Source organism: Cupriavidus sp. 207A1 (assembly GCF_057798955.1).
In genome coordinates, this window is record NZ_JBYOJO010000001.1 from 46,137 (window position 1) to 68,284 (window position 22,148).

At 68.0% G+C, this 22,148-nt stretch carries 24 protein-coding genes; 15 read left to right on the plus strand and 9 right to left on the minus strand.

Annotated features, from left to right (window positions below; all coding sequences use genetic code 11):
- Positions 1-33: 33 nt before the first annotated feature.
- The 4 genes from AC3FMM_RS00230 (at position 34) to AC3FMM_RS00245 (ending at position 3,134) form a co-directional block, all read left to right on the plus strand.
- Positions 34-1,041, plus strand: coding sequence for a Bug family tripartite tricarboxylate transporter substrate binding protein (locus AC3FMM_RS00230; RefSeq protein ID WP_116313330.1), 1,008 nt, complete (start codon positions 34-36; stop codon positions 1,039-1,041).
- 267 nt (positions 1,042-1,308) lie between these two features.
- Positions 1,309-1,980 (plus strand): CsgG/HfaB family protein, encoded by a 672-nt coding sequence (locus AC3FMM_RS00235; RefSeq protein ID WP_414248477.1) that lies wholly within the window; start codon positions 1,309-1,311, stop codon positions 1,978-1,980.
- A gap of 42 nt (positions 1,981-2,022) precedes the next feature.
- Complete coding sequence (locus AC3FMM_RS00240) at positions 2,023-2,481, plus strand: DUF4810 domain-containing protein (RefSeq protein ID WP_115711989.1); 459 nt, start codon at positions 2,023-2,025, stop codon at positions 2,479-2,481.
- On the plus strand, positions 2,478-3,134 hold the full coding sequence (locus tag AC3FMM_RS00245; RefSeq protein ID WP_115682221.1) for a DUF799 domain-containing protein: 657 nt from the start codon (positions 2,478-2,480) through the stop codon (positions 3,132-3,134). Before AC3FMM_RS00240 ends, AC3FMM_RS00245 begins: the two co-directional genes overlap by 4 nt.
- Positions 3,135-3,170: 36 nt before the next feature.
- Here AC3FMM_RS00245 and AC3FMM_RS00250 read toward each other — a convergent pair whose 3' ends face one another.
- Positions 3,171-4,217, minus strand: a complete 1,047-nt coding sequence (locus AC3FMM_RS00250; RefSeq protein ID WP_488685930.1) for a phytoene/squalene synthase family protein — start codon at positions 4,215-4,217, stop codon at positions 3,171-3,173.
- A 296-nt stretch (positions 4,218-4,513) separates the two neighbouring features.
- Positions 4,514-5,170, minus strand: a complete 657-nt coding sequence (locus AC3FMM_RS00255; protein ID WP_115682227.1) for a dienelactone hydrolase family protein — start codon at positions 5,168-5,170, stop codon at positions 4,514-4,516.
- Between the two features lie 210 nt (positions 5,171-5,380).
- On the opposite strand from AC3FMM_RS00255, the gene AC3FMM_RS00260 reads away from it, so the two are divergent.
- A complete protein-coding gene (locus AC3FMM_RS00260) occupies positions 5,381-6,307 on the plus strand; it encodes a LysR family transcriptional regulator (protein WP_115711996.1) in 927 nt (308 codons plus the stop codon).
- 11 nt (positions 6,308-6,318) lie between these two features.
- Here AC3FMM_RS00260 and AC3FMM_RS00265 read toward each other — a convergent pair whose 3' ends face one another.
- Positions 6,319-7,902: an aldehyde dehydrogenase (NADP(+)) gene (locus AC3FMM_RS00265; RefSeq protein ID WP_488685931.1), complete on the minus strand. Its 1,584-nt coding sequence runs from the start codon at positions 7,900-7,902 to the stop codon at positions 6,319-6,321.
- A gap of 243 nt (positions 7,903-8,145) precedes the next feature.
- Positions 8,146-9,078, minus strand: coding sequence for a dihydrodipicolinate synthase family protein (locus tag AC3FMM_RS00270; RefSeq protein WP_115712000.1), 933 nt, complete (start codon positions 9,076-9,078; stop codon positions 8,146-8,148).
- A gap of 115 nt (positions 9,079-9,193) precedes the next feature.
- On the opposite strand from AC3FMM_RS00270, the gene AC3FMM_RS00275 reads away from it, so the two are divergent.
- The 5 genes from AC3FMM_RS00275 to AC3FMM_RS00295 all read left to right on the plus strand — a co-directional run bounded on the left by AC3FMM_RS00275 (position 9,194) and on the right by AC3FMM_RS00295 (position 14,206).
- Positions 9,194-10,150, plus strand: a complete 957-nt coding sequence (locus AC3FMM_RS00275) for a LysR substrate-binding domain-containing protein (RefSeq protein WP_488685932.1) — start codon at positions 9,194-9,196, stop codon at positions 10,148-10,150.
- 108 nt (positions 10,151-10,258) lie between these two features.
- Complete coding sequence (locus tag AC3FMM_RS00280; protein WP_488685933.1) at positions 10,259-11,227, plus strand: Bug family tripartite tricarboxylate transporter substrate binding protein; 969 nt, start codon at positions 10,259-10,261, stop codon at positions 11,225-11,227.
- Positions 11,228-11,242: 15 nt separating this feature from the next.
- Entirely contained in the window at positions 11,243-12,265 is a 1,023-nt protein-coding gene (locus tag AC3FMM_RS00285) for a 4-hydroxythreonine-4-phosphate dehydrogenase PdxA (protein ID WP_488685934.1), read from the plus strand.
- 90 nt (positions 12,266-12,355) lie between these two features.
- On the plus strand, positions 12,356-13,531 hold the full coding sequence (locus tag AC3FMM_RS00290) for an L-rhamnonate dehydratase (RefSeq protein WP_488685935.1): 1,176 nt from the start codon (positions 12,356-12,358) through the stop codon (positions 13,529-13,531).
- A 138-nt stretch (positions 13,532-13,669) separates the two neighbouring features.
- The gene (locus AC3FMM_RS00295; RefSeq protein ID WP_488685936.1) at positions 13,670-14,206 is read left to right on the plus strand and encodes a DUF3016 domain-containing protein; all 537 of its coding nucleotides are present in this window, start codon (positions 13,670-13,672) and stop codon (positions 14,204-14,206) included.
- A gap of 40 nt (positions 14,207-14,246) precedes the next feature.
- Here the strand turns inward: AC3FMM_RS00295 and AC3FMM_RS00300 are convergent, their stop codons facing one another.
- Positions 14,247-14,483 carry a hypothetical protein gene (locus AC3FMM_RS00300; RefSeq protein ID WP_018004736.1) on the minus strand — a complete coding sequence of 79 codons (237 nt, stop codon included), beginning with the start codon at positions 14,481-14,483 and terminating at the stop codon, positions 14,247-14,249.
- A gap of 207 nt (positions 14,484-14,690) precedes the next feature.
- On the opposite strand from AC3FMM_RS00300, the gene AC3FMM_RS00305 reads away from it, so the two are divergent.
- Both AC3FMM_RS00305 and AC3FMM_RS00310 read left to right on the plus strand, forming a co-directional pair.
- Positions 14,691-15,236, plus strand: a complete 546-nt coding sequence (locus AC3FMM_RS00305; protein ID WP_326347720.1) for a GNAT family N-acetyltransferase — start codon at positions 14,691-14,693, stop codon at positions 15,234-15,236.
- An 84-nt stretch (positions 15,237-15,320) separates the two neighbouring features.
- Entirely contained in the window at positions 15,321-16,460 is a 1,140-nt protein-coding gene (locus AC3FMM_RS00310) for an alpha/beta hydrolase family protein (RefSeq protein ID WP_473704687.1), read from the plus strand.
- Positions 16,461-16,578: 118 nt separating this feature from the next.
- On the opposite strand, the gene AC3FMM_RS00315 is transcribed toward AC3FMM_RS00310, so the two are convergent.
- Complete coding sequence (locus tag AC3FMM_RS00315) at positions 16,579-16,800, minus strand: hypothetical protein (RefSeq protein WP_018004733.1); 222 nt, start codon at positions 16,798-16,800, stop codon at positions 16,579-16,581.
- 313 nt (positions 16,801-17,113) lie between these two features.
- Here AC3FMM_RS00315 and AC3FMM_RS00320 point away from each other — a divergent pair, with 313 nt between their 5' ends.
- Complete coding sequence (locus AC3FMM_RS00320; RefSeq protein WP_115712013.1) at positions 17,114-17,659, plus strand: PadR family transcriptional regulator; 546 nt, start codon at positions 17,114-17,116, stop codon at positions 17,657-17,659.
- 19 nt (positions 17,660-17,678) lie between these two features.
- On the opposite strand, the gene AC3FMM_RS00325 is transcribed toward AC3FMM_RS00320, so the two are convergent.
- The gene (locus AC3FMM_RS00325) at positions 17,679-18,674 is read right to left on the minus strand and encodes an NAD(P)H-dependent flavin oxidoreductase (RefSeq protein ID WP_115682242.1); all 996 of its coding nucleotides are present in this window, start codon (positions 18,672-18,674) and stop codon (positions 17,679-17,681) included.
- A gap of 69 nt (positions 18,675-18,743) precedes the next feature.
- The gene (locus tag AC3FMM_RS00330; RefSeq protein WP_115682243.1) at positions 18,744-19,175 is read right to left on the minus strand and encodes a nuclear transport factor 2 family protein; all 432 of its coding nucleotides are present in this window, start codon (positions 19,173-19,175) and stop codon (positions 18,744-18,746) included.
- A 204-nt stretch (positions 19,176-19,379) separates the two neighbouring features.
- Here AC3FMM_RS00330 and AC3FMM_RS00335 point away from each other — a divergent pair, with 204 nt between their 5' ends.
- Together AC3FMM_RS00335 and galE are read left to right on the plus strand one after the other, a co-directional pair.
- Positions 19,380-20,402 carry a tyrosine-type recombinase/integrase gene (locus AC3FMM_RS00335; protein WP_115712015.1) on the plus strand — a complete coding sequence of 341 codons (1,023 nt, stop codon included), beginning with the start codon at positions 19,380-19,382 and terminating at the stop codon, positions 20,400-20,402.
- A gap of 156 nt (positions 20,403-20,558) precedes the next feature.
- Positions 20,559-21,578 (plus strand): UDP-glucose 4-epimerase GalE, encoded by a 1,020-nt coding sequence (gene galE, locus AC3FMM_RS00340; RefSeq protein ID WP_111521519.1) that lies wholly within the window; start codon positions 20,559-20,561, stop codon positions 21,576-21,578.
- An 80-nt stretch (positions 21,579-21,658) separates the two neighbouring features.
- Here the strand turns inward: galE and AC3FMM_RS00345 are convergent, their stop codons facing one another.
- Positions 21,659-21,967 (minus strand): H-NS histone family protein, encoded by a 309-nt coding sequence (locus AC3FMM_RS00345; RefSeq protein WP_062802319.1) that lies wholly within the window; start codon positions 21,965-21,967, stop codon positions 21,659-21,661.
- Positions 21,968-22,148: the final 181 nt, after the last annotated feature.

Consider the following 22,148-nt stretch of genomic DNA (forward strand, 5'->3'; position numbering starts at 1 on the left):
CCGCCGGAATGACATAGCACCGGAGCATTACCGATGAGACAAGATTCCCAGACCTCCACCACGCGCCGCCGCCTGCTTGCCGCCGGCGTGGCACTGGCCACCACCCTCGCCGGCTTTGCCGGCGCGGCCCATGCACAGGGCGGCTATCCGACCAAGCCGATCACGCTGATCGTGCCGTTCTCGGCCGGCGGCACCACCGACATCCTGGCCCGCATCGTCGGCCTGCAGCTGGGCAAGGCCCTCGGCCAGCCGGTGGTGATCGACAACCGTCCGGGCGCGGGCGGCAACATCGGCGCGTCGCTGGCCGCCAAGGCCCCGGGCGACGGCTACACGCTGTTCATGGGCACCATCGGCACGCACGCCATCAACCAGTCGCTGTACTCCAAGCTGCCGTACGACCCGGTCAAGGACTTCGCGCCGATCAGCCGCGTGGCGATGGTGCCGAACCTGGTGGTCGCCAACCCCAAGGTGCCGGTCAACAACATCAAGGAACTGATCGCCTACGTCAAGGCCAACCCGGACAAGCTGTCGTACGGCTCGTCGGGCAGCGGCTCGTCGATGCACCTGTCGGGCGAACTGTTCAACTCGATGACCGGCCTGCATATCCAGCACATCCCGTACAAGGGCAGCGCCCCCGCCGTGAACGACCTGCTGGGCAACCAGATCGGCCTGATGTTCGACAACATGCCGTCGTCGTACCCGCACGTGAAGGCGGGCAAGCTGCGCGCGCTGGCGGTGACCTCGGCCAAGCGCTCGCCGGCGCTGCCCAACGTGCCGACCGTGGCCGAATCGGGCGTGCCCGGCTATGAAGCCACCTCGTGGTTTGCGCTATACGCCACCGGCGGCACGCCGCAGGCCATCGTCGACCGCCTCAACGCCGAAGTGGTGAAGATCCTGGCCATGCCGGACGTGAAGAAGCAGATGGCCGACCAGGGCGCCGAGCCCAACCCGGAAAAGCCGGCCCAGCTGGCCGCGTTCATGAAGTCGGAAACGGCCAAGTGGGCGAAGGTGGTGAAGGCTTCGGGGGCGACGGTGGATTGAGCATCCGCCTGGCGCTTGCTGTCCGCAGCATCGAACCGGCCCGTTGGGCCGGTTTTTTTTTGCTTCGTCACTGCGCGTGGCTAAGGATTTGCCAAAGCCTGCCGTAAGACAGAACAGCGATCCGTGCGCCCCGCCGCGCCAGCCTGTTGATCCAGGTTGACTTACCCTCGCAGGACTCGGTGTAGCATGGCGCGCCGCGGGCCGCCATGGCGTTCCCGGACCATGGCATCCGCTCAATCACAACAGGGAGAAAACCAAGTGAAGATCATGAAATCGTGCGGCCTGCTCGGCGCGGCCGCCGCCGCGCTGCTGCTGGCAGGCTGCGCCACCGAGACCTCGACCGCCTTGCCGGTGCAGAAGGTGGAAAGCGCCAGCCGGCCCTATAACGGCGTGCGCACGCCAATTGCCGTCGGCAAGTTCGACAACCGCTCCAACTACATGCGCGGCGTGTTCTCGGACGGCATCGACCGCCTGAGCGGGCAGGCCAAGACCAGCCTGGTGACCCATCTGCAGCAGACCAACCGCTTCAATGTGCTGGAGCGCGAGAACCTGGAAGAGATCAGGCGCGAGGCAGCGATCAAGAACCAGGCGCAACGCCTCAAGGGCGCCGACTATGTGGTGACCGGCGATATCACCGAGTTCGGGCGCAAGGAAGTCGGCGACGTGCAGCTGTTCGGCATCCTCGGCCGCGGCCGCGAACAGGTGGCCTATGCCAAGGTCAACCTTAACATCGTCAACATCAGTACCTCGGAAGTCGTATATGCCACGCAAGGCGCGGGCGAATACAAGCTGTCGAACCGCGAGGTGATCGGGTTTGGCGGCACGGCAAGCTATGACTCGACGCTCAACGGCAAGGTCATGGACCTGGCCATGCGCGAGGCCGTGAACAACCTGGTCAGCGCCATCGAGAGCGGCGCCTGGAAGCCGGCGCAGCAGTAAGCGCCCGGTCGCGGCGCTGAATCCAACGCAACGAGAACAACAATGATGAACACGGTCATGCTGCATCGCGCAGCATTATTGTCGGCCGCCGGCAGCCTCCTGCTTGCCGGCTGCGCGGCGCCCAAGCCCATGTACCAGTGGGAGGGCTACCAGACGCAGGTCTACGAATATTTCAAGGGCGAATCCAGGGAAGCGCAGATCACGGCCCTGGAAAGCGGGCTGCAGAAGATCCAGGCGCAGAGCGGGTCGGTGCCGCCGGGCTATCACGCCCAGCTTGGCTTGCTGTACCTGAACATCGGCAAGGGCGACCAGATGATCAAGGAATTCCAGACCGAGAAGACGCTGTTTCCGGAATCGGCGCCTTATATGGATTTCCTGCTCCGGAACGTGAAGAGCGACACCCGCACCGAGATCAAGACCGGCGCCGCCGCCGGCAAGGATAGTGGCATCGCCACCGCCACCGCCACCGCCACTGCCACCACCGCAAGGAATCCCCAATGATGCGCCGGCTCCTCACCTATGTCGCTGGCGTGGCCATGGCCATGCTGTTCGCCGGCTGTGCCGTGCCGACCAAGCAGGTGGATTACGCCGCCTTCAAGGCCAGCCGGCCGCGCTCGATCGTGGTCTTGCCGCCGCAGAACACGTCGCCCGACATCAAGGCCACCTATGCCATGCTGTCGCAAGCCACCTTCCCGCTGGCGGAATCGGGCTACTACGTGCTGCCCGTGGCCGTGGTCGACGAAACCTTCCGGCAGAACGGCCTGACCGTGCCGGACGACATCCATGCCGTGCCGTTGGCCAAGCTGCACGAGATCTTCGGCGCGGACGCGGCGCTGTACGTCACCGTGACCGAGTATGGCTCGCGCTACCAGATCCTCAGCAGCGTGACCCGGGTCGCGGCCAACGCCAAGCTGGTCGACCTGAGGAACGGCGACGTCCTGTGGTCCGGCACCGCGGTGGCTGCCACCGACAGCTCCAGCAGCGGCGGCGGGCTGATCGGCATGCTGATCAGTGCGGCCATCACGCAGGCGATGAACCACACCATGGACGCCAGCTATACCGTGGCGGGCAGCACCAGCTACCGGCTGCTGGCGGCGGGACAGCCCGGCGGCCTGCTGTATGGGCCGCGCTCGCCGAAGTACCAGTCCGACTAAGGTCGTCCCGCCGGGGTGGCACCGGCGGTGCCCGCCTCAGCGGATGATGGCGGAGATATCGCGCTTCTGGCGTGCAAACCAGAAGCGCAACAGCCGGTTCGACAGCACCGCCGGCAACGAGCCCGCCAGGATCCGGTAAACCCCGCTACGGGGCAGCCGCGACGCCCTGGCGGGATCGAGCCAGTCGTCATTGCGCACCAGGCGCTTCAGCGTCTCCATGCCGATCAGCACCGGCCACAGGCAGGCCAGCCGCAGCCTGACGAAGCGCGCCGGGATGGCCAGCGTATAGGCTAGCGCTTGCTCGAAGTGTGCCAGCGTGATGCGGACCAGCTCTAACATCAGCGGGCGCGCGAGCGCGGAGGCGTCCGGGCGCAGCAGGTCCTGCGCTTGCAGACCGTGCCGCTCCAGCATCGTCTCCGGCAAATAGCAGCGGCCGATGCGCAGATCCTTGCCGCAGTCGCGCAGCACATTGGTCATCTGCAGGGCTTTGCCAAAGCGAATCCCACGGCGCAGCATGGTCCCGGTGTCGCCGATCGCGCCGGGCATGTGGGCGGCGGCCATGCGGGTCCAGAACTCGCCCACGCAGCCGGCGACCAGGTAGGTATAGCGGTCCAGCGCTTCCACTTCGCGCAGCGCGACGATGCGCCCGGCGCGTTCATCAGGGAACGTGCGCAGGTCGAATTCCATCCCTTCGGTCAGCGTCGACACGATCTGCCGTACCGCGCTGCGGTCTGCCGGCTCCAGTTGCGCCAGCACCGCCAGCGCGTGTTCAAGCGACGCGAGCAGGACGCGTTCGTCGGACTGCTCCTGGCGGCTTGCCACTTCCGCCGCGAAGTCGGGCGTCGACGCCACCCCGGCATTCACGCCGTTGACCTGCTCGCGCAGCGACAGCAGCAATGCCAGCCGCCTTTCCGGCGCGATCAGCGCGGTATCCGCAATGGTGTCCGCGGCGCGTGCAAGCAGATAGGCCAGCCCCACCGGATCCCGCATGCGCGCGGGCAGCACGCGCAGCGTCAGGTAGAACGAACGCGACACGCCTTTGAGCAGCGGACCGAGGAGGAATGCCCGGCTGGTGTCGCGCATCGGTGGTGACCTGTTCCTTGAGAAATTGGCGTGGATGCGCCCGCTCGGCAAGCCCGCGGGCCGGCACATTGTACCTGCGGCGTCGCTCGCGCCTTGTCACCAAGGGGAAAGTCCGGGGCATGCAAGGAAAAGCGGAACGTTGCACCGGGACAGATGATTTCATCGTCGCGAAGGACGAGCGCCGGCGATCCGTCATGGCTGATGGAGAACGGGTGACAACGTGGTGCGCTGTCTCCTGCAGGTCGGTCAATCCGCGGACGCTTCGGCGTTCGGCTTATTGCAGGCCAGCACGTGGCTCAGGACGATGCCTTGCACAGATAGCGCTCGAACCATTGCGCCGCCAGGCGGGCCACCGACTGCAGCGCGCCGGGCTCTTCGAACAGATGGGAAGCGCCGGGCACGATCACCAGCTTCTTCGGACATGACAGCTGGGCGAAGGCGGACTCGTTCCGTTCCAGCACGCTGACATCGAGCCCGCCGACGATCAGCATGGTCGGTGTCGGCAGGGTGGCAAGGGCGTCGGCGCCTGCCAGGTCGACCCTGCCGCCGCGAGAGACGATGGCGCCGATCGGGGTCGGCGACATGCTGGCGGCGCGAATCGATGCGGCGGCGCCGATGCTGGCGCCGAAGTAGCCCAGCTGAGCTGGCATGCCGGCCTGCTGCGTGACCCAGCTGGTGGCATGGGCAAGCCGCTCGGCCAGCAACGCGACGTCGAAGCGGATCGCCTGCACCTGGTCTTCGTCGGGCAGCAGCAGGTCCATCAGCAAGGTTCCCATGCCGCAGCGATTGAGTTCGGCTGCCACGTAGCGATTGCGCGGGCTATGGCGCGAACTGCCGGTGCCGTGCGCGAACAGCACCAGTGCCGTGGCGCCCGGGGGCAGCGCGAGCACGCCTTGCAAGATCACGCCGGCGGCCGGGATCGTCACCTCGGTGGTGTTGGCATCGCCATGCATAACGCTGGCCTCCCCTGGGATGTATCGGATGCGGCCCCGAAGCACCGTAGGTGACAACCGGCCGCCTCGCATTCCACTATAGGGCGGGCATGGCAGCGGGGCCAGCCACCGGTGGCGCAATCTCCGCAGGTTGACCATCCCGGGCAAAGCGATAAGAATTTGCGCTCACGGGCGCGAGCCTGTCCTTGCCTCCGCGCCTTCACCGCTCCCATGATCCCACCCGTCAGCACCCTGCACGGCCGCCTCAAGATGCAGCACCTGCGCCTGCTGCTTGCCGTGGAAGAGCGCGGCTCGCTGCGCCAGGCCGCGGAAGCGCTGACGCTGACGCAGCCCGCGGTCAGCAAGATGCTGCAGGACATGGAAGACCTGCTCGGCGTGCCGCTGTTCGAGCGCCATGCGCGCGGGCTGCGGCCGACGCGCTTCGGGCTGGCGGCGACGCGTTATGCGCGGCTGGTGTTCGCGGATATGGGCGGCTTGCGCGACGAGCTGGTGGCGCTGGAATCCGGCAAGATCGGCCGCGTGCGCGTTGGCGCGGTGATGGCGCCGACGCCGGGGCTGCTTGCCGACGTGATCCGGCAACTGAACCGCGATCATCCGCGGCTGGAGGTGGCGGTGCATGTGGAAACCAGCGACGTGCTGATGCCGCAGCTCGAGCGCGACCAGCTCGACGTTGTGCTGGGCCGGGTGCCGGATGGCTGGGACAGCAGCGGGCTGGAGTTCGAGCAGCTGGGCGACGAGGGGCTGGCGATCGTGGTCGGGCCGCAGCACCCGCTGGCGCGGCGGCGCAAGCTGACGTTCGCGGAGCTGACCCGCTACCCGTGGATCATGCAGCCGCGCCCCAGCCCGATGCGCGCGCTGATCGACCGCTCGTTCGAGGATGCCGGCGTGCCGGCGCCGCCGTCGACCATCGAGACCGCGGCGGTGCTGATGACTACCTCGTTGCTGGCGGACAGCGAGCTGATCGCGGTGTTGCCGGAGTCGGTGGCGGCCTACTACGGCCGGCTGGGCGCGCTGGCGGTGTTGCCCTTGCCGCTGCCGCGCAAGCTGGGGCCGTATGGCATCGTCACGCGGCGCGGCCGCCCGCCGACCGCATCGATGAGCCTGCTGATCGATGCATTGCGGGCGCTGTCGCGCTAGCGCGCTGGTGTTTAGTCGGCGCTGCCAGGCAGCTTGCCGTCGACGCGCCAGTGCTGCCGCTGCGGGCTGTCCGGGCGCAGCGACGCGGGCAGCAGCCCGGCCGGCATGTCCTGGTAGCTGACCGGGCGCACGAAGCGCGCGATCGCCAGGCTGCCCACCGAGGTGCTGCGGCCGTCGGAGGTCGCCGGCCACGGGCCGCCGTGCACCATCGCATGGCCGACTTCCACGCCGGTGCCGAAACCGTTGACCAGGATGCGCCCCGCCAGCCGTTCCAGCGCGGGCAGGAACGCGCGGGCGGCGTCATGGTCGGCGTCGTCCAGATGCAGCGCGGCGGTCAGCTGGCCTTCCAGTGCGTCGATGACGCCCCGCATTTCGGCAAGGTCACGGCAGCGCACCACCAGCGCGGCGGCGCCGAAGACTTCGTGGCGCAGCGCCGGGTCGGCGAGGAAGGCGGCGGCGTCGGTGGCGAACAGTGCGGCCTGCCCCTGCGTGGCAGATCCTGCCGCGCCGCGCGCGACGGTCTGCACCTGGGCGTGTCCGGCCAGCGACGCGACGCCGGCGCAATAGGCGCGATGGATGCCGGGGGTCAGCATGGTCGCCGCGGGCAGTGTGGCCAGCCGTGCCGAGGCAGCCTGCAGGAAGCGGTCGAGGTCGTCCCCTGCAACGGCCAGCACCAGGCCGGGATTGGTGCAGAACTGCCCCGCGCCCAGCGTCAGCGAATCGGCGAAGGCGGTGCCGATGGCTTCGGCGCGGCTGGCCAGCGCATGCGGAAACAGCAGCACCGGGTTGACGCTGCTCATCTCGGCAAACACCGGGATGGGCTCCGGCCGCGCTGCAGCCAGCGCCATCAGCGCCATGCCGCCCGCGCGCGAGCCGGTGAAGCCCACCGCCTTGATGCGCGGATCGCGCACCAGCCCCTGGCCGATTTCCAGCCCTGCGTCGAACAGCAGCGAGAACGTCCCTTCGGGCAGGTCCATGCCGGCCACGGCCTGTTGGATGGCGCGGCCGACCAGCTCGGAGGTGCCGGGATGCGCCGGATGCGCCTTGACGATGACGGGACAGCCCGCGGCCAGCGCCGATGCGGTATCGCCGCCGGCGACCGAGAATGCCAGCGGAAAGTTGCTGGCGCCGAATACCGCCACCGGTCCCAGCGGGATCTGGCGCAGGCGCAGGTCCGGGCGCGGCAGCGGCTTGCGTTCGGGCTGGGCCGGATCCACGCGGAGTTCCAGGAAATCGCCCTGGCGCAGCAGGCTGGCGAACAGCCGCAGCTGGCCCACGGTGCGGCCGCGCTCGCCTTCGATGCGGGCTCGCGGCAGGCCGGATTCGGCGACGCAGCGGTCGACCAGCGCATCGCCCAGCGCCAGGATATTGGCGGCGATGGCTTCAAGGAAATCGGCGCGGCGCTCGGGGGCGGTTTCGCGGTAGGTGTCGAACGCCTGCCAGGCGAGGGCGCAGGCGTGGTCGAGCTGCTGGAGTGTGGCGCCGCCGAAGGCGGGCTCCAGTCGGGTGCCGGTGGCGGCGTCGATGGCGTGGAGGGTGCCGTGGGTGCCGCGGGGGGATTCGCGGCCGATCAAGAGGTTGCCGGTGAGGGTCATGGTGGGATTTGTGAAAGATGGAGCGGACTTCGTATCTGCGACAGTCGGAGGCATCGTCAGGGATAGCGCTTCGTGTATGCGCCGGCCCTCACCCCCGCCCCTCTCCCGCAAGGCGGGAGAGGGGAGCAAACCGCGGGCGTGGCAAATGCGTTCTGGGTGCTCCCTCTCCCGCTCGCGGGAGAGGGCTGGGGTGAGGGTCAGCGCTGCTCGATGCGAGGCGCCAGCACATCAAGGCCAAGAGTCTCACCGCCCCCACCGCAACACCATCGGATCCAGCCGCCGCGCGATCCGCATCAGCCCTTCGCGCGTGGCCGGGTGCATCGGCTGCAGCGGGTGGCGCACCGCGTCCGACGCGATCACGCCGCCTTCCTGCATCAGCACCTTGCTGGTGGCCAGCCAGCCCTGGCGGTTTTCGTAGTTGATCAGCGGCAGCCATTGCTGGTAGCGCTGCGCGGCCAGTTCGGCGTCGCCGGCCTGCCAGGCATCGAGGATCTGGCGGATGCCGTCGGGAAAGCCCGCGCCGGTCATGGCGCCGGTGGCGCCAGCTTCCAGGTCGGCCATCAGCGTGATGGCCTCTTCGCCGTCCCACGGGCCGACGATGGCGTCGCCGCCCAGTTCGATCAGCTCGCGCAGCTTGGCCGCGGCCTGCGGCACCTCGATCTTGAAGTACGACACATTGCCGATCTCGCGCGCCATGCGCGCCAGGAACGGCGCGCTCAGGGTGGTGCCGCTGACCGGCGCGTCCTGGATCATGATGGGGATGTCGATCGCGTCCGAGACCGTGGCAAAGAACTCATGGATGCTGCGCTCGGGCATGCGGATGGTGGCGCCGTGGTAGGGCGGCATCACCATCACCATGGCGGCGCCGGCGTCCTGCGCCGCGCGACTGCGCTCGGCGCACAGGCGCGAGCTGAAATGCGTGGTGGTGACGATCACCGGCACGCGCCCGTCCACGTGCTCCAGCACGGTCTTCATCAGCACGTTGCGCTCGTCGTCGCTGAGCACGAACTGCTCGGAGAAATTGGCCAGGATGCACAGGCCGTGCGAGCCGGCATCGATCATGAAGTCGATGCAGCGGCGCTGGCCGTCCAGGTCGAGCCCGCCGTGCGCGTCGAAGATGGTGGGCGCCACCGGGAATACGCCGCGGTAGACGGTGGGGGTTGGGCTGCGGGTCATTGGTCTGTCTCCGGGCTGTCAGTCAAATGGTCGGGGCCAATATACGAGCCGCCCGGCGGGCTGTATATTGAAACCTTTCCATCTGGTGATCGCTTTTGCGACTCACCGACCTGTCATGAAATCCACCCTCGAGACCGTCATGGGCCGCCTGCGCGTGAAGCAGCTGCAACTGCTGATCGCGCTCGACGAGCATGCCTCGCTGCACCAGGCGGCCGCGGCCATGGCGATGACCCAGTCCGCGGCGAGCAAGTCGCTGCAGGAGCTGGAAAGCATGCTGGAGGCACCGTTGTTCGAGCGCTCGAGGCGTGGCATGCGGCCCAACGCCTTCGGCCATTGCGTGATCCGGCACGCGCGCCAGCTGGTGGCGGACCTGGGCGCGATGTGCGACGAGGTGGCCGGCATCCGCGCCGGCAGCGGCGGCCGTGTCGCCGTCGGCACCATCATGGGCGCGGTGCCCGAGGTGCTGGTGCCGGCACTGGCGCAGTTGCGCCAGGCGCACCCGGAGCTGGCGCTGGAAGTCATCGAGGACACCAGCCGTCGCCTGCTCGAACTGCTCGACGACGGCCACCTGGACCTGGTGATCGGCCGCTCGCTGGTCAGCGACGAGCCGGCGCGCTACCACTACCACGCGCTTGGCGACGAGCAGGTGGCGGTGGTGGTGGGGCGCTCGCATCCCGCGCCGCGCGCGGCCCCGATGGGGTTTGCCGACCTCGCGGGATATCGCTGGATCACGTATGCCGGCCATATGCCGATGCATGCGCTGCTGCAGCGCGAACTGGACCTGGCCGGCATGAGCTTCCCGGCCAATGCGGTGTCGACCTCGTCGGCGTTCGTCACGGTGGCGATGCTGCAGGACGATCCCCGGCTGGTATCGCTGCTGCCCGCGGGCGTCGCCGCCATGTTCGCGCGCCAGAAGATGCTGCGCATCCTGCCGGTGCGGCTGCAGTCGCGCCAGCAGACCTTCGGCATCGTCACGCGGCGCGGCGGCGGCCTGTCGGCGGCGGCGCGGCAGCTGGTGGCTATCCTGAAAGCGGGCCCGCGCGGACCCGGTGCGGGGGAGGCCAAGGTATAACGTCAGGTGATCGCCAGTTCAAAAAACGTCAGTAGTAGCGAATCGCTGATGCTCCTATAGTCTGGCCATCCGCGCCGCAGAGCCGGACAGCAAACGACGGAGACAGCAATGAAGACATGGATCGCCGGCACGCTCGCCGGCCTCGCCACGATGGCCGCGGCAACGGGCGCGGCATGGGCCCAGGACACGCGGCCGGTGCGGCTGATGGTGGGCGCCGCGCCGGGCGGCGGTACCGACGTGATGGCGCGTATCGTCTCCGACAAGCTCGCCGCGCAACTGAAGCAGCCGGTGGTGGTGGACAACCGCCCGGGCGCGTCCAATACCATTGCCGCGGACATCACCGCCAAGGCGCCGGCGGACGGCAATACGCTGCTGATGGGCGTGGTCACCTCGCAGGCGATCGCGCCGCACCTGCTCAAGCTGCAGTTCGATCCGCTCAAGGACCTGGCGCCGGTGGCGCTGGTGTCGACCGTGTCCAATGTGCTGGTGGTCAACAGCCAGGTGACGGCGCGCGACGTCAAGGCGCTGGTGGCGCAGATCCAGGCGAATCCGGACAAGTTCCGCTACAGCTCGTCGGGGGTCGGCAGCACCCAGCACCTGGCCGGCGCCGCCTTTGCCCGCCAGGTCAAGGGCAAGCTGCTGCATGTGCCGTACAAGAGCAGCAGCAGCGCGCTGGTAGACCTGATGGGCGGGCAGGTGGACATGAGCTTCGAGACCATGCCCTCGGTCATCGGCCATATCAAGGCCGGCAAGCTGCGCGCGCTGGCGGTGACCGCCGACCAGCGCTCGGCGCTGCTGCCCAACGTGCCCACGCTGGCCGAAGCCGGCGTGCCGGGGATCCAGATGAGCGCGTGGTACGGGGTCTATGCCCCGGCCGGCACGCCGCCCGCGACACTGCAGAAGCTGGGCGGCGCGCTGGCGACGGTGCTCAAGGACCCCGACACCGTGCGCCGGCTGGCCGACGTGGGCGCGGTGCCAGGCGCGCTGAGCGCCGCGCAATTCGATGCCTTCTCGCGTGCCGAATATGTGCGCTACGGCAAGCTGATCGCAGAACTGGGCGTCAAGCTCGACCAATAACCTTTCGGAAGCCTCATGCATCCCCGTCCAAGAATCGCCATGGTGCTGGGCGACCCCGCCGGCATCGGTCCCGAACTGATCGCCCGGCTGCTGGCCGATGCCGGCACCGCCGCGCAGGCCGAGATCCTGCTGATCGCCGACCGCGCCGAATGGCGCCACGGCATGCAGCTCGCCGGGGTCGAGCTGGCGCTGGCCGAGACCGATGCGCCCGCCTTCGCCGCCGATGGCCAGCCGCGCCTGTACCACTGGCAGCTGCCCGAAAGCCCGGCCTATGCGCGCGGCGTGGCCAGCGCCGAAGGCGGCCGCTACAGCCTGGGCACGCTGACGCTGGCACTGGAGCTGGCGCAGGCCGGACAGGCCGATGCGATCCTGTTCGGGCCGCTGAACAAGAGCTCGCTGCACGCCGCCGGCATGAGCCACAGCGACGAGCTGCACTGGTTCGCCGAGCAGCTCGGCTACCACGGCGATTTCTGCGAGTTCAACGTGCTGGACGGCCTGTGGACCTCGCGCGTGACCTCGCACGTCGCGCTCAAGGACGTGCCGGCGCTGATCACCCCGGCGCGCGTCGGCGGCGCGATCGACCTGATCGACCAGGCGCTGCGCCGCGCCGGCATGGCCAGCCCGCGCATCGCGGTATGCGGCCTGAACCCGCACAACGGCGACAACGGCGCCTTCGGCCGCGAAGAGATCGACGTGATCGCACCCGCCGTGGTGGCGGCGCGCGAACGCGGCGTCAATGCGCAGGGCCCGTTCCCGGCCGACACCATCTTCCTGAAGGTGCAGGGTGGGCCGTCGCAGCGCCAGTTCGACGCCATCGTCACCATGTACCACGACCAGGGGCAGATCGGCATCAAGCTGATGGGCTTCTCGCGCGGCGTGACGGTGCAGGGCGGGTTGCCGGTGCCGATCACCACGCCGGCGCACGGCACTGCCTTCGATATCACGCAGCAGGGCCGTGCCGATCCCGGCGCCACGCTGCAGGCGTTCCAGCTTGCCTGCCGCATGGGGGCGCAACGGCGCGCCGCCGCAAACGCCTAGCCACTCGTCAATCCATACCGGATCCAGCATGACCGCCCCCGGCGCGGCCGGGGTGCGTTCGCGCCAACGCATTGCCATCAGGAGCTGAACATGAAGATCACCAACGTCCGCGCCCGCGTCTTTGAGTGGAAGGGCAAGACCGTGCCGCCGCAGGCGCATTTCTGCACCAACGCCACCGACATCCTGTTCGAGCGCGGCGACGCCATGGGCTCGTTCCGCTTCCACGGCTGGATGGTGGTCGAGATCGAGACCGATACCGGCCTGGTCGGCATCGGCAACTGCGCGCTGGCCCCGCGCGTGGCCAAGCAGATCGTCGACGAATACCTGGCGCCGGTGGTGATCGGCCAGGATCCGTTCGACAACGAATACCTGTGGCAGAAGATGTACCGCCGCACCCATGCCTGGGGCCGCAAGGGCATCGGCATGGCGGCGATCTCGGCGGTCGATATCGCGCTGTGGGACCTGATGGGCAAGGCCGTGGGCAAGCCGGTGTTCAAGCTGCTGGGCGGGCGCACCAAGGAAAAGATCTGGTGCTATGCCTCCAAGCTCTACAACAACGACGACCGCGATGCCTTCCTGGCCGAAGCGCAAGGCTACCTCGACCAGGGCTTCACCGCGCTGAAGATGCGCTTCGGCTACGGCCCCAAGGACGGCCCCGCCGGCATGCAGAAGAACATCGAGCAGGTGCGGCTGCTGCGCGAGCTGGTCGGCGACGGCGTCGACATCATGCTGGAGTGCTACATGGGCTGGACCCTGGAATACGCGCGCCGCATGCTGCCGCGCCTGGCCGAGTTCAACCCGCGCTGGCTCGAAGAGCCGGTGATCGCCGACGATATCGAAGGCTATGTCGAACTGAAGAAGGCGAGCCCGTTCCCGATCTCCGGCGGCGAGCACGAGTTCACCTCGTACGGCTTCAAGGACCTGCTGGAGCGCCGCGCGGTCGATGTGATCCAGTACGACACCAACCGCGTCGGCGGCATCACCGCGGCGCAGAAGATCAACGCCATGGCCGAGGCCTGGTCGGTGCCGGTGATCCCGCACGCCGGCCAGATGCACAACTACCACCTGACCATGGCGTCGACCGCGTCGCCGATGTCGGAGTACTTCCCGGTGCACGACGTCGAGGTCGGCAACGAACTGTTCTACTACATCTTCAAGGGCGATCCGGCGCCGGACAACGGCTACCTGCAGCTTGACGACAACCTGCCGGGGCTGGGGCTGGAACTGAACGAGGAATATTTCAGCCAGTTCGACATCATCGGCTGATTGGGCGGCAACGGGCGCCGGCTCGCGCCGGCGCCCGTTTGTACCGGATGCGGCATCTTCCAGCCTTGGCAACCCGCGCCCGCCGGCCTTTGCCGGCCTAGAATCAAGAGGCGAAAAACGCTTGTCCTGGAGTTCGCCATGGCCAGATCCCTGCGTCTGCTGGCCGCCTGCGCGGCATCGCTCGCCCTGGGCGCCGTTGCCGCGCCGCCCGCCGGCACCCTGTCGCTCACCTTCGTTCATCCGGAGACCTACACCGACGCCGCTTACCGCAGCGACTACGGCAGCGAGAAGGAGCGGGCGCAGGTGATGAACGATATCCGCCGCCACTTCGACAAGCTGGCGGCGCGTTACCTGCCGGAGGGCTATGCGCTGAGCATCGAAGTGCTCGACGTCGACCTGGCCGGGCATTTCGAGCCGTGGCACAGGCAAGCCTACAATGTGCGCATCGTGCGCGATGTCACCTGGCCGCACATGACGCTGCGCTACGAACTGCGCGGCAGCGACGGTGCCGTGATCGGCAGCGGCGAGCAGCGTATCGCCGACCCGACGTTCAATTTCGGCATCAACATCTACGATCCCTCCGACCGGCTGCGCTACGAAAAGGCAATGATGGACCGCTGGTTCGACCAGGCCGTGACCCGCCGGATCGCGGCGCGCCAGACCGGACAGGGATGAGCCGGCGCTGGCATGACCGGCCCGGACACAACGCGCCGGATCATGGCCGCCGCTTCTTCCACTCGTAGTCGGGCGGCGGATCGGCCGCGCCGGCGCGGCCGACCGAGTCGGGGTTTTCCGAGCACAGCGTGACAAAGCTGACCGCCTCGCCCGCGTGCTGGCGCTGGCGCAGCGCTTCGGTAAAGCGCAGCGCCTCGCGCATCGCGTCGCTGGGGAACGACTGCGCATGCGGCGTCAGTCCTGTGCCGAGGGCTTCGGACCAGTAGACCATGTACATAAGGCTTCCTTTGCTTGCGCGGGGGTGTGCCAGGGCTGCTGCAACCTTCGTTCCCGCTGCCGCGGCGGCGCGCAAGGGAAGGCCGGGTGTGCCGGGGACCACGATTGCAAACCCTTCCTCCGCCTTTTGCAAGCTTTGGCATGGCGCGGGCACAATGGGCGCTTGCCCCATGCGCCTGCGCCTCTGTGCCGTTCCCGTCTCGTTCCCATGCCCGAACTTGCGCTGATACCCGCCACCGCCGCCGATGCCGACCGGCTCGCCGCCATGCACGCTGCCAGCTGGCAGCACACCTATCCCGGCATGCTGCCGGACGCTTACCTGCGCGATCAGGCCTACCCCGAACGGCTGGCAGCCTGGCGCGCGCGCATGCACGACGGCGCCGATGGCCCGGCCGAGGTCACGCTGGCGCTGGTCGACGGCGAGGCCGCCGGCTTTGCCTGCCTGCTGCCGCAGGCCGACCCGCGCTTCGGCATCTACCTGGACAACCTGCATGTCCTGCCCGCTTTCCATGGCCAGGGGCTGGGCAAGCGGCTGCTGGCCCATTGCGCGCAACGTGTCATGCAGGGCTGGCCAGGGCAGCCGCTGTTCCTCTACGTACTCGAGGCCAATACGCAGGCGTGCGAGTTCTACCAGCGGCTGGGCGGCGAGGCCTCTGAGCCGTTCGAGGACGATTTCCATGGGCCCGACCTGCGCGTGATGGTGCGGCGCGTGACGTGGCCAGACGTGGCGGCGCTGGCAAGGCGGCTGGCGTAGAACTGCATGGCGGCGCGGCAGGCGTTGCCATGCCCCGCGCCACTGCCCTACCATCGCCGGCATGCCAACCGGAGACCACCCGCCATGACCCTATCGATCGCTCGCCTGCCGCAGCCCGCCCGTTCGCACCTGGTGCGCGCCCTTGCTGCCGCCAGCCTCGCGGTATTGGCGGGCTGCGCCGGCACGCCGGCCGTGCCGCCTGCCGCCGGCAACCCCGCCGGCCCCACGGCTGCCGCGCCGCACTGGCAGCGCGTGCATCTAGGCGCGGGCGCCGGCTATGACTTCCCGGTCTATGCCAACCACCGGCTCGACGGCGACCTGTCGCGCATTCGCGAAGTGGTGTTCGTCCAGCATGGCCTGCAGCGCAACGGCGATGACTACTATGCCGCGGGCGCCGAACTGCTGAAGGCCAGCGGCCGCAACCCGGACGAGGTGCTGCTGGTTGCGCCCAATTTCCCCGGCACGCCCGACCAGAAGAAGGGCTTTACCGGCATGCCGCACTGGTCGGTGCAGGGCTGGCTCAGCGGCGAGGATGCGGTCGAGGGCCCGGCGCGCGTCAGCTCATTGCAGGTGCTGGACGACCTGCTCGCACGCTTCACCGACAAGGCGCGGCTGCCGCTGGTGCGCAAGGTGACGGTGGCCGGCCATTCCGGCGGCGGGCAGATCGTGCACCGCTACGCGGCGCTGAACCATGTCGACGAACGCATCCGCGCGGGCGGCATCGACCTGCGCTACGTCGTGGCCAATCCCTCGTCGTACCTGTATTTCACGCCGGTGCGGCCGGCTGGCGCCGATGGCAAGTCGTTCGCGCCGTATGACAGCACCCGTTGCCCCGACTACGACAAATACCGCTACGGCATGCAGGACATGGTGCCGTATGCGAAAGGCGCCGACGGCATGGCGCTGTACCGGCGCTATGCCGGACGCCAGGTGACGTATCTGGCCGGCACCGAGGACAACGATCCGAACCATCGCGTGCTCGATAAATCCTGCGGCGCCGAGGCCGAGGGCCCGACGCGGCTGCAGCGTGCGCGCGGCTACCTGCGCTACGAGCGCTACCTCGCCGGCCCGGGCTTGGTAATCCGCCACCAGGCTTATGAAGTGGTGGGCGTGGGGCACGACCAGGCCCGCATGTTCGGTTCGCAATGCGGGGCGCAGGCCGTGTTTGGCATGCCGGAGGCGGCCAATGCTGGCGGCGCGGCCTGCCGCGCGCCGCAGCTCTGAGGCGCGCGCACCGGGTACGGTCATGGCAAGAAAAAACCCGCGAAGCTCGCGGGTTCAAGTCCCTGCCCGCAGGATCGGGCTTGGAGGAGACAACCACAGGGAAAACGGTGGCGCGGGATCAGCTCAGGTTGTATTTGACGACCTGTTCCTCGACGCCGACAAAACGTACCAGCTGGCGCAGGCCGCTGGGATATTCCTTGATATGGTGCCCGTCAGGCGTATCGGGCAGGCGGTAATAGACTGGCGCCTTGTCGTGCACTGGCGCCAGCAGGCCGAGCGGTCGCGCGTCGGCCTCCCAGGGCACGTCGCGGTCTTCGGCAAGCAGGATTCTTCCGGTCATGGACACACTCCAAAGTTCTGCATGGTGCGGCCGGGGGCGGATCGTTTTTGCTCGCACAGCTTCAATGTATGGAATGTATGGCACAGCGGCCGGAAATGCCATTCAGCATTTTTTAATTCTGTCTGGCGGGAAATTTCTTAACTGACAAAATCGACGAATATATCGCTTTGCGCCATATCGCGCGGCCTCTTTCAGGCACCGGCCGGCATTGCGCTACCATAGCGCCAGTTTTTGAAAGTGCGGTGACCGGCGCGCCTGCCGGCACGCTGTGCTGTCCGAATCCACTCCCATCATCCCCGCGCCCAGCAGACGCATGTCGACCCAGCACGCCTTGTTGATCTCCCTGATCGAAAAGCCCTCGTCCGGCTACGACCTGGCCCGGCGCTTCGACCGCTCCATCGGCTATTTCTGGCATGCCACGCACCAGCAGATCTATCGCGAACTGGGCCGCATGGCGGACAGCGGCTGGATTGCCGCCGATGAAAGCGACGCGTCGGAAGGCGAGGGCAACGCCGACCGGCGCAACCGCAAGAAGGTTTACCGGGTATTGCCGGCGGGCCGTGAAGAACTGGCGCGCTGGGTGCTGGCGCCGGGCGCGGGGCTGGACCAGCGCGAGGAGATCCTGGTCAAGCTGCGCGCCGATGCGGTGATCGGCCCGCTTGGGCTGGGCGACGAGATGCGGCGGCTGATCGCGCTGCACCGCGCTCGCCTCGAGACTTACCTGGCGATCGAGCGGCGCGATTTCTCGGCGCCGGACATGGACCGCGCGCAGCAACTGCGCTATGCGCTGCTGCAGCGCGGGATCCGCTTCGAGACCGACTGGGTAAACTGGGGCGAGGCCTTGCTGCCGCTACTGTAGCGGCAGCACGGGCGCGTGCTCAGGCCAGGTCGACGGCGCGCGCGCCGGCCGGGCTGGCTTCGCCCAGTCCCAGGCGGCGGCGCGCCAGCGCGTACTCCTCGGCAAAGCGGCGCACCAGTTCGGCGGCCGGCACCACGCGCTTGATCGCGCCGACGCCCTGGCCGGCGCCCCAGATGTCTTTCCACGCCTTCACGCTGGTCGAGCCGAAGTTCATCTTCGACGGGTCCGATTCCGGCAGCGCGTTCGGGTCCAGCCCGGCGCGCTCGATGCTGCCGCGCAGGTAGTTGCCGTGCACGCCCGTGAACAGGTTGGAATAGACGATATCGTTGGCGCTGCTGTCGACGATCATCTGCTTGTAGCCGTCCTGCGCGTTGGCTTCCTGCGTGGCGATGAAGGCCGAGCCGATATAGGCCAGGTCGGCGCCCGCGGCCTGCGCGGCCAGGATGGCGTCGCCGCTGGAGATCGCGCCCGACAGCAGCAGCGGGCCGTCGAACCACTCGCGGATCTCGTGCAGCAGCGCGAACGGCGACAGCGTGCCGGCATGGCCGCCGGCACCGGCAGCCACCGCCACCAGGCCGTCCGCGCCTTTTTCGATCGCCTTGCGCGCGAAGGCGTTGTTGATGACGTCATGCAGCACGATGCCGCCGTACGAGTGGACCGCGTCGTTGACTTCCTTGCGCGCCCCCAGCGACGTGATCACGATCGGCACCTTGTAGCGCACGCACAGCTCCAGGTCATGCTCGAGCCGGTCGTTGGACTTGTGCACGATCTGGTTGACCGCGAACGGCGCCGACGGGCGCTCCGGGTGCTTCGCGTCGTGTTCCGCCAGTTCGGTGGTGATGCGGTCCAGCCATTCCTCCAGCTTGGGCGCGGGGCGCGCGTTCAGCGCGGGGAACGAGCCGACCACGCCGGCCTTGCACTGGGCGATGACCAGGTCCGGGTTGGAGATGATGAACAGCGGCGAGCAGACCACCGGCAGCGAAAGCCGGTTCTGCAGCTGGGCGGGAAGGGCCATGGGGAAGTCTCCTTGGTAATGTCGATGGATTCGGTGTAGCGATGCGGTGGCGCTGTCGTCCGGCGCGAGTCAGGCGGCGCCGGTCAGCACATCTTTCTGGCTGGCCAGGCGCGCGGCCATGGCGGCGGCCAGCGCCTCCAGGCCGGAGCGCGGGCGCACCATGACCTCGAACTCGGCAATGCGGCCGGCGTCGTCGAAGCGGATCATGTCGATGCCCTTGAGCGCCTTGCCGTCGACGCTGGCGCTGAACTCCAGCACCACGCTGTGGCCGTCGTCGCTGACAAAGCTGCGGTGATAGCGGAAGTCCTGGAACACCTGGTTCACCGTGGTCAGCACCAGCGCGATGGCGGCGCGGCCGGGATACGGCGTGTGCGCGACCGGCGAGCGGAACACCACGTCGTCGGCGACGATGGCATCGAGCCCGGCCATGGAGTGGGTGGCGATCATCTGGTGCCAGGCGTCGAGCGAAGCCTGGGCGGCGGGGAGCAGGGCAGTGGTCACGGGAGGTCTCCTGACGGGCGCTATAGGTTTGCTGCGATCTCTTTCCGGATTTATGCAACCAGTTGCATAGTGCGTCGAAAGGTAGCACGCCGCGTGGTCCGCTGCAAGCTCGGCGCGTGCATGGCGGCGCGCAGTGACGCGTTGTCTACAATAGTCGGGATCGTCCGCTGGCCGCCGGCCTGATGCGGCACAGCAGGAGAATCCGTGACCACCAAGCCCAGCGCCGCCCAGCTCGAGCAGGCGGCCTTGTTCGATGCCGACCTGGCCGCCTGGCGCGACCACCCCGAGCGCGCGTTCGACGGCTGGCTGGCGCAGCACGGTTTTCGCCACGGCACCAGCGTGGTGTACCGTGCCATGTGGGGCAAGCTGCTGCGCTGGTCGGCCGAACGCGGCCTGCCGCCGCTGAGCTGGTCCGCCGAGCAGATCGGCGAATTCCTGGACGCGCAGCAGCTGCACAAGTCGCACCGCTACCGCTATGCGCGGCTGATCGAGCGGGTCTTTCATCACCTGTCGCGCTTGCGCGAGGGCATGCACAACCCGGGCAGCCAGGCGGTGCGCGCTCACCTGGCCGAAGGTGAAAACGACCCCACCGCCTTCCTGCTGCCGGGCGAGCGCGACCTGCTGGTGGCGCGCATCCTCGGCCCGGCCGGCGCCCCGGCTGGCGACACCGCCGCCGCGGCGTCGCCGACGCAATGGAAGCGTGCCCGCGACGCGGCGCTGCTGGCCGTGCTGCTGGGCGGCGGCCTGAAGGTGGCGGAGGCGCGCGCGCTGCGCACCGACGTCATCGCCGACGGCGCGCCTGGACGGATGGCGCTGCGCATGGTGCGCCCGGACAACGGCCGCGCCTACACCGTGCCGCTGTTCCCGCTGGCGCATGCGCCGCTGCGCGCCTGGCTGGCGTTGCGCGAGGCCTCCGGCACGCTCGGCAGCCTGGTGTTTCCGGCCATGCCGACGGGGCGGCCGATGCATGCGGCGTCGGTCTACCGGCGCGTGGAAATCCTGCTGGACGAAGCCGGCGTGCTGGCCGGGCGCAGCGAGCGTGCGTCGCCGCAGACCTTGCGCAATACCTGCGCAGCCATGCATTTCGAGGCCGGCACGGCGCCCGCCGAGGTGGCGCAGTGCCTGGGCATGCGCGACCTGGAATCGGGCTGGCGGCTGCGGGCGGCGTATGAGGCCTGGCAGGCGCGGGCAGGGCTGGTGGCGCCGGCTTCCGCGGCTTCTGACTGAAAGCCGTGACTGGGGCGGCTGTCAGGGCGCCATGGTGCATCGTGGATAATAGCTACCTTCCCGTGCCCGGCATGGCCGTCAAGTTATTTATCGCGCACACAGCGCACCGGCTGCCCTCCGCACAACGCTGAACCGAATCGATCGACGCCAATACCCATGCCTGAAACCTTGCTGCTGACCGGTGCCACCGGCTATATCGCCTCGCATACCTGGGTCGCGCTGCTCAATGCCGGCTACCACGTGATCGGCCTGGATAATCTGTGCAACAGCAGCCCGGCCGTGATCGACCGGCTCGCCACCATTACCGGCCAGGCCCCGCATTTCGTGCAGGGCGACGTGCGCGACCGCGCGCTGCTGGACCGGCTCTTTGCCGAGCACCGCATCAGTGCGGTGATTCATTTTGCCGCGCTCAAGGCGGTGGGCGAATCGGTCAGCCAGCCGCTGGCCTATTACAGCAACAACCTTGATGGCCTGCTGACGGTGTGTGCCGCCATGGGCGCGGCCGGGGTGAAACAGCTGGTGTTCAGTTCCTCGGCCACGGTTTATGGCAATCCGCACACCGTGCCGATCCTGGAGGATTTCCCGCTGTCGGCGACCAACCCCTATGGCCAGACCAAGCTGATGGGCGAGCAAATCCTGCGCGACCTGGAAAAATCCGATCCGGCCTGGCGCATTGCCTATCTGCGTTATTTCAATCCGGTCGGCGCGCATGAAAGCGGCCTGATCGGCGAAGACCCGCGCGGCATTCCCAACAACCTGATGCCTTATGTAGCGCAGGTGGCGGGCGGGCGCCGCGACCAGTTGATGGTATTCGGTGGCGATTACCCGACCGTCGACGGCACCGGCGTGCGCGACTATATCCATGTCTGCGACCTGGCCGACGGCCACCTGGCGGCGCTCAATTATCTTGGCCGGCAGGGCCGCGGCATGACCGTGAACCTGGGCACCGGGCGTGGCTACAGCGTGCTGGAAGTCGTGCAGGCCTACCAGCGCGCCAGCGGCAAGCCGGTGCCGTACCAGATCGTGGACCGCCGCCCCGGCGATATTGCCGCCTGTTATGCCGACCCGGCACTGGCCCATGAGCTGCTGGGCTGGCGCGCGCAGCATGACCTCGACCGCATGTGCCAGGACTCGTGGCGCTGGCAGTCGATGAACCCGCACGGCTTCGACGCCTGACCCGGCCGGTTTTCCGCCACGCAAAACAAAAACGCCACGGAAGTCTCCGTGGCGTTTTGCCGTCGGCCGGATCGCGCGCTTCAGCGGATCAGGAAGTCCTCGACCGATTTGCCCTGGGCCAGGGCCTGGGTCAGCCAGCCCGGGCGCTTGCCGCGGCCGGTCCAGGTATTGCCGGCGTTGTCGCGATAACGTACCGGCACCTTGCGGTTGGCCGCCTTCTTGCCGGCCGGGGCCTTCGCGCCAAAACCCAGGTCTTCCGCGGTCAGGCCATATTGCTCGATTTTCTCGCGAATATCCGCGATCACGGCGGATTGTTCGCGCGCCTTGATTTCCTCGGCTTGCTTCTGCAGTTCGCTGATTTTCTGAACGATTTCCTGATACGTCGCCATTGCGTCCTCGGTTTCCGGTGATTGAATTGCGCTGGGTGCGCTGGTGGGCGGGGAAAATGCTGAAAACAATTATAACGGGCCGGCTGCCGGCTGCAAATCCTGGTCGCGTAATCCCGGACGGTTTTTGCGAAAATTCTTGCTGCTGATAATTGTGTGAACTTTCAGTGTCAGGGCGAGTCAC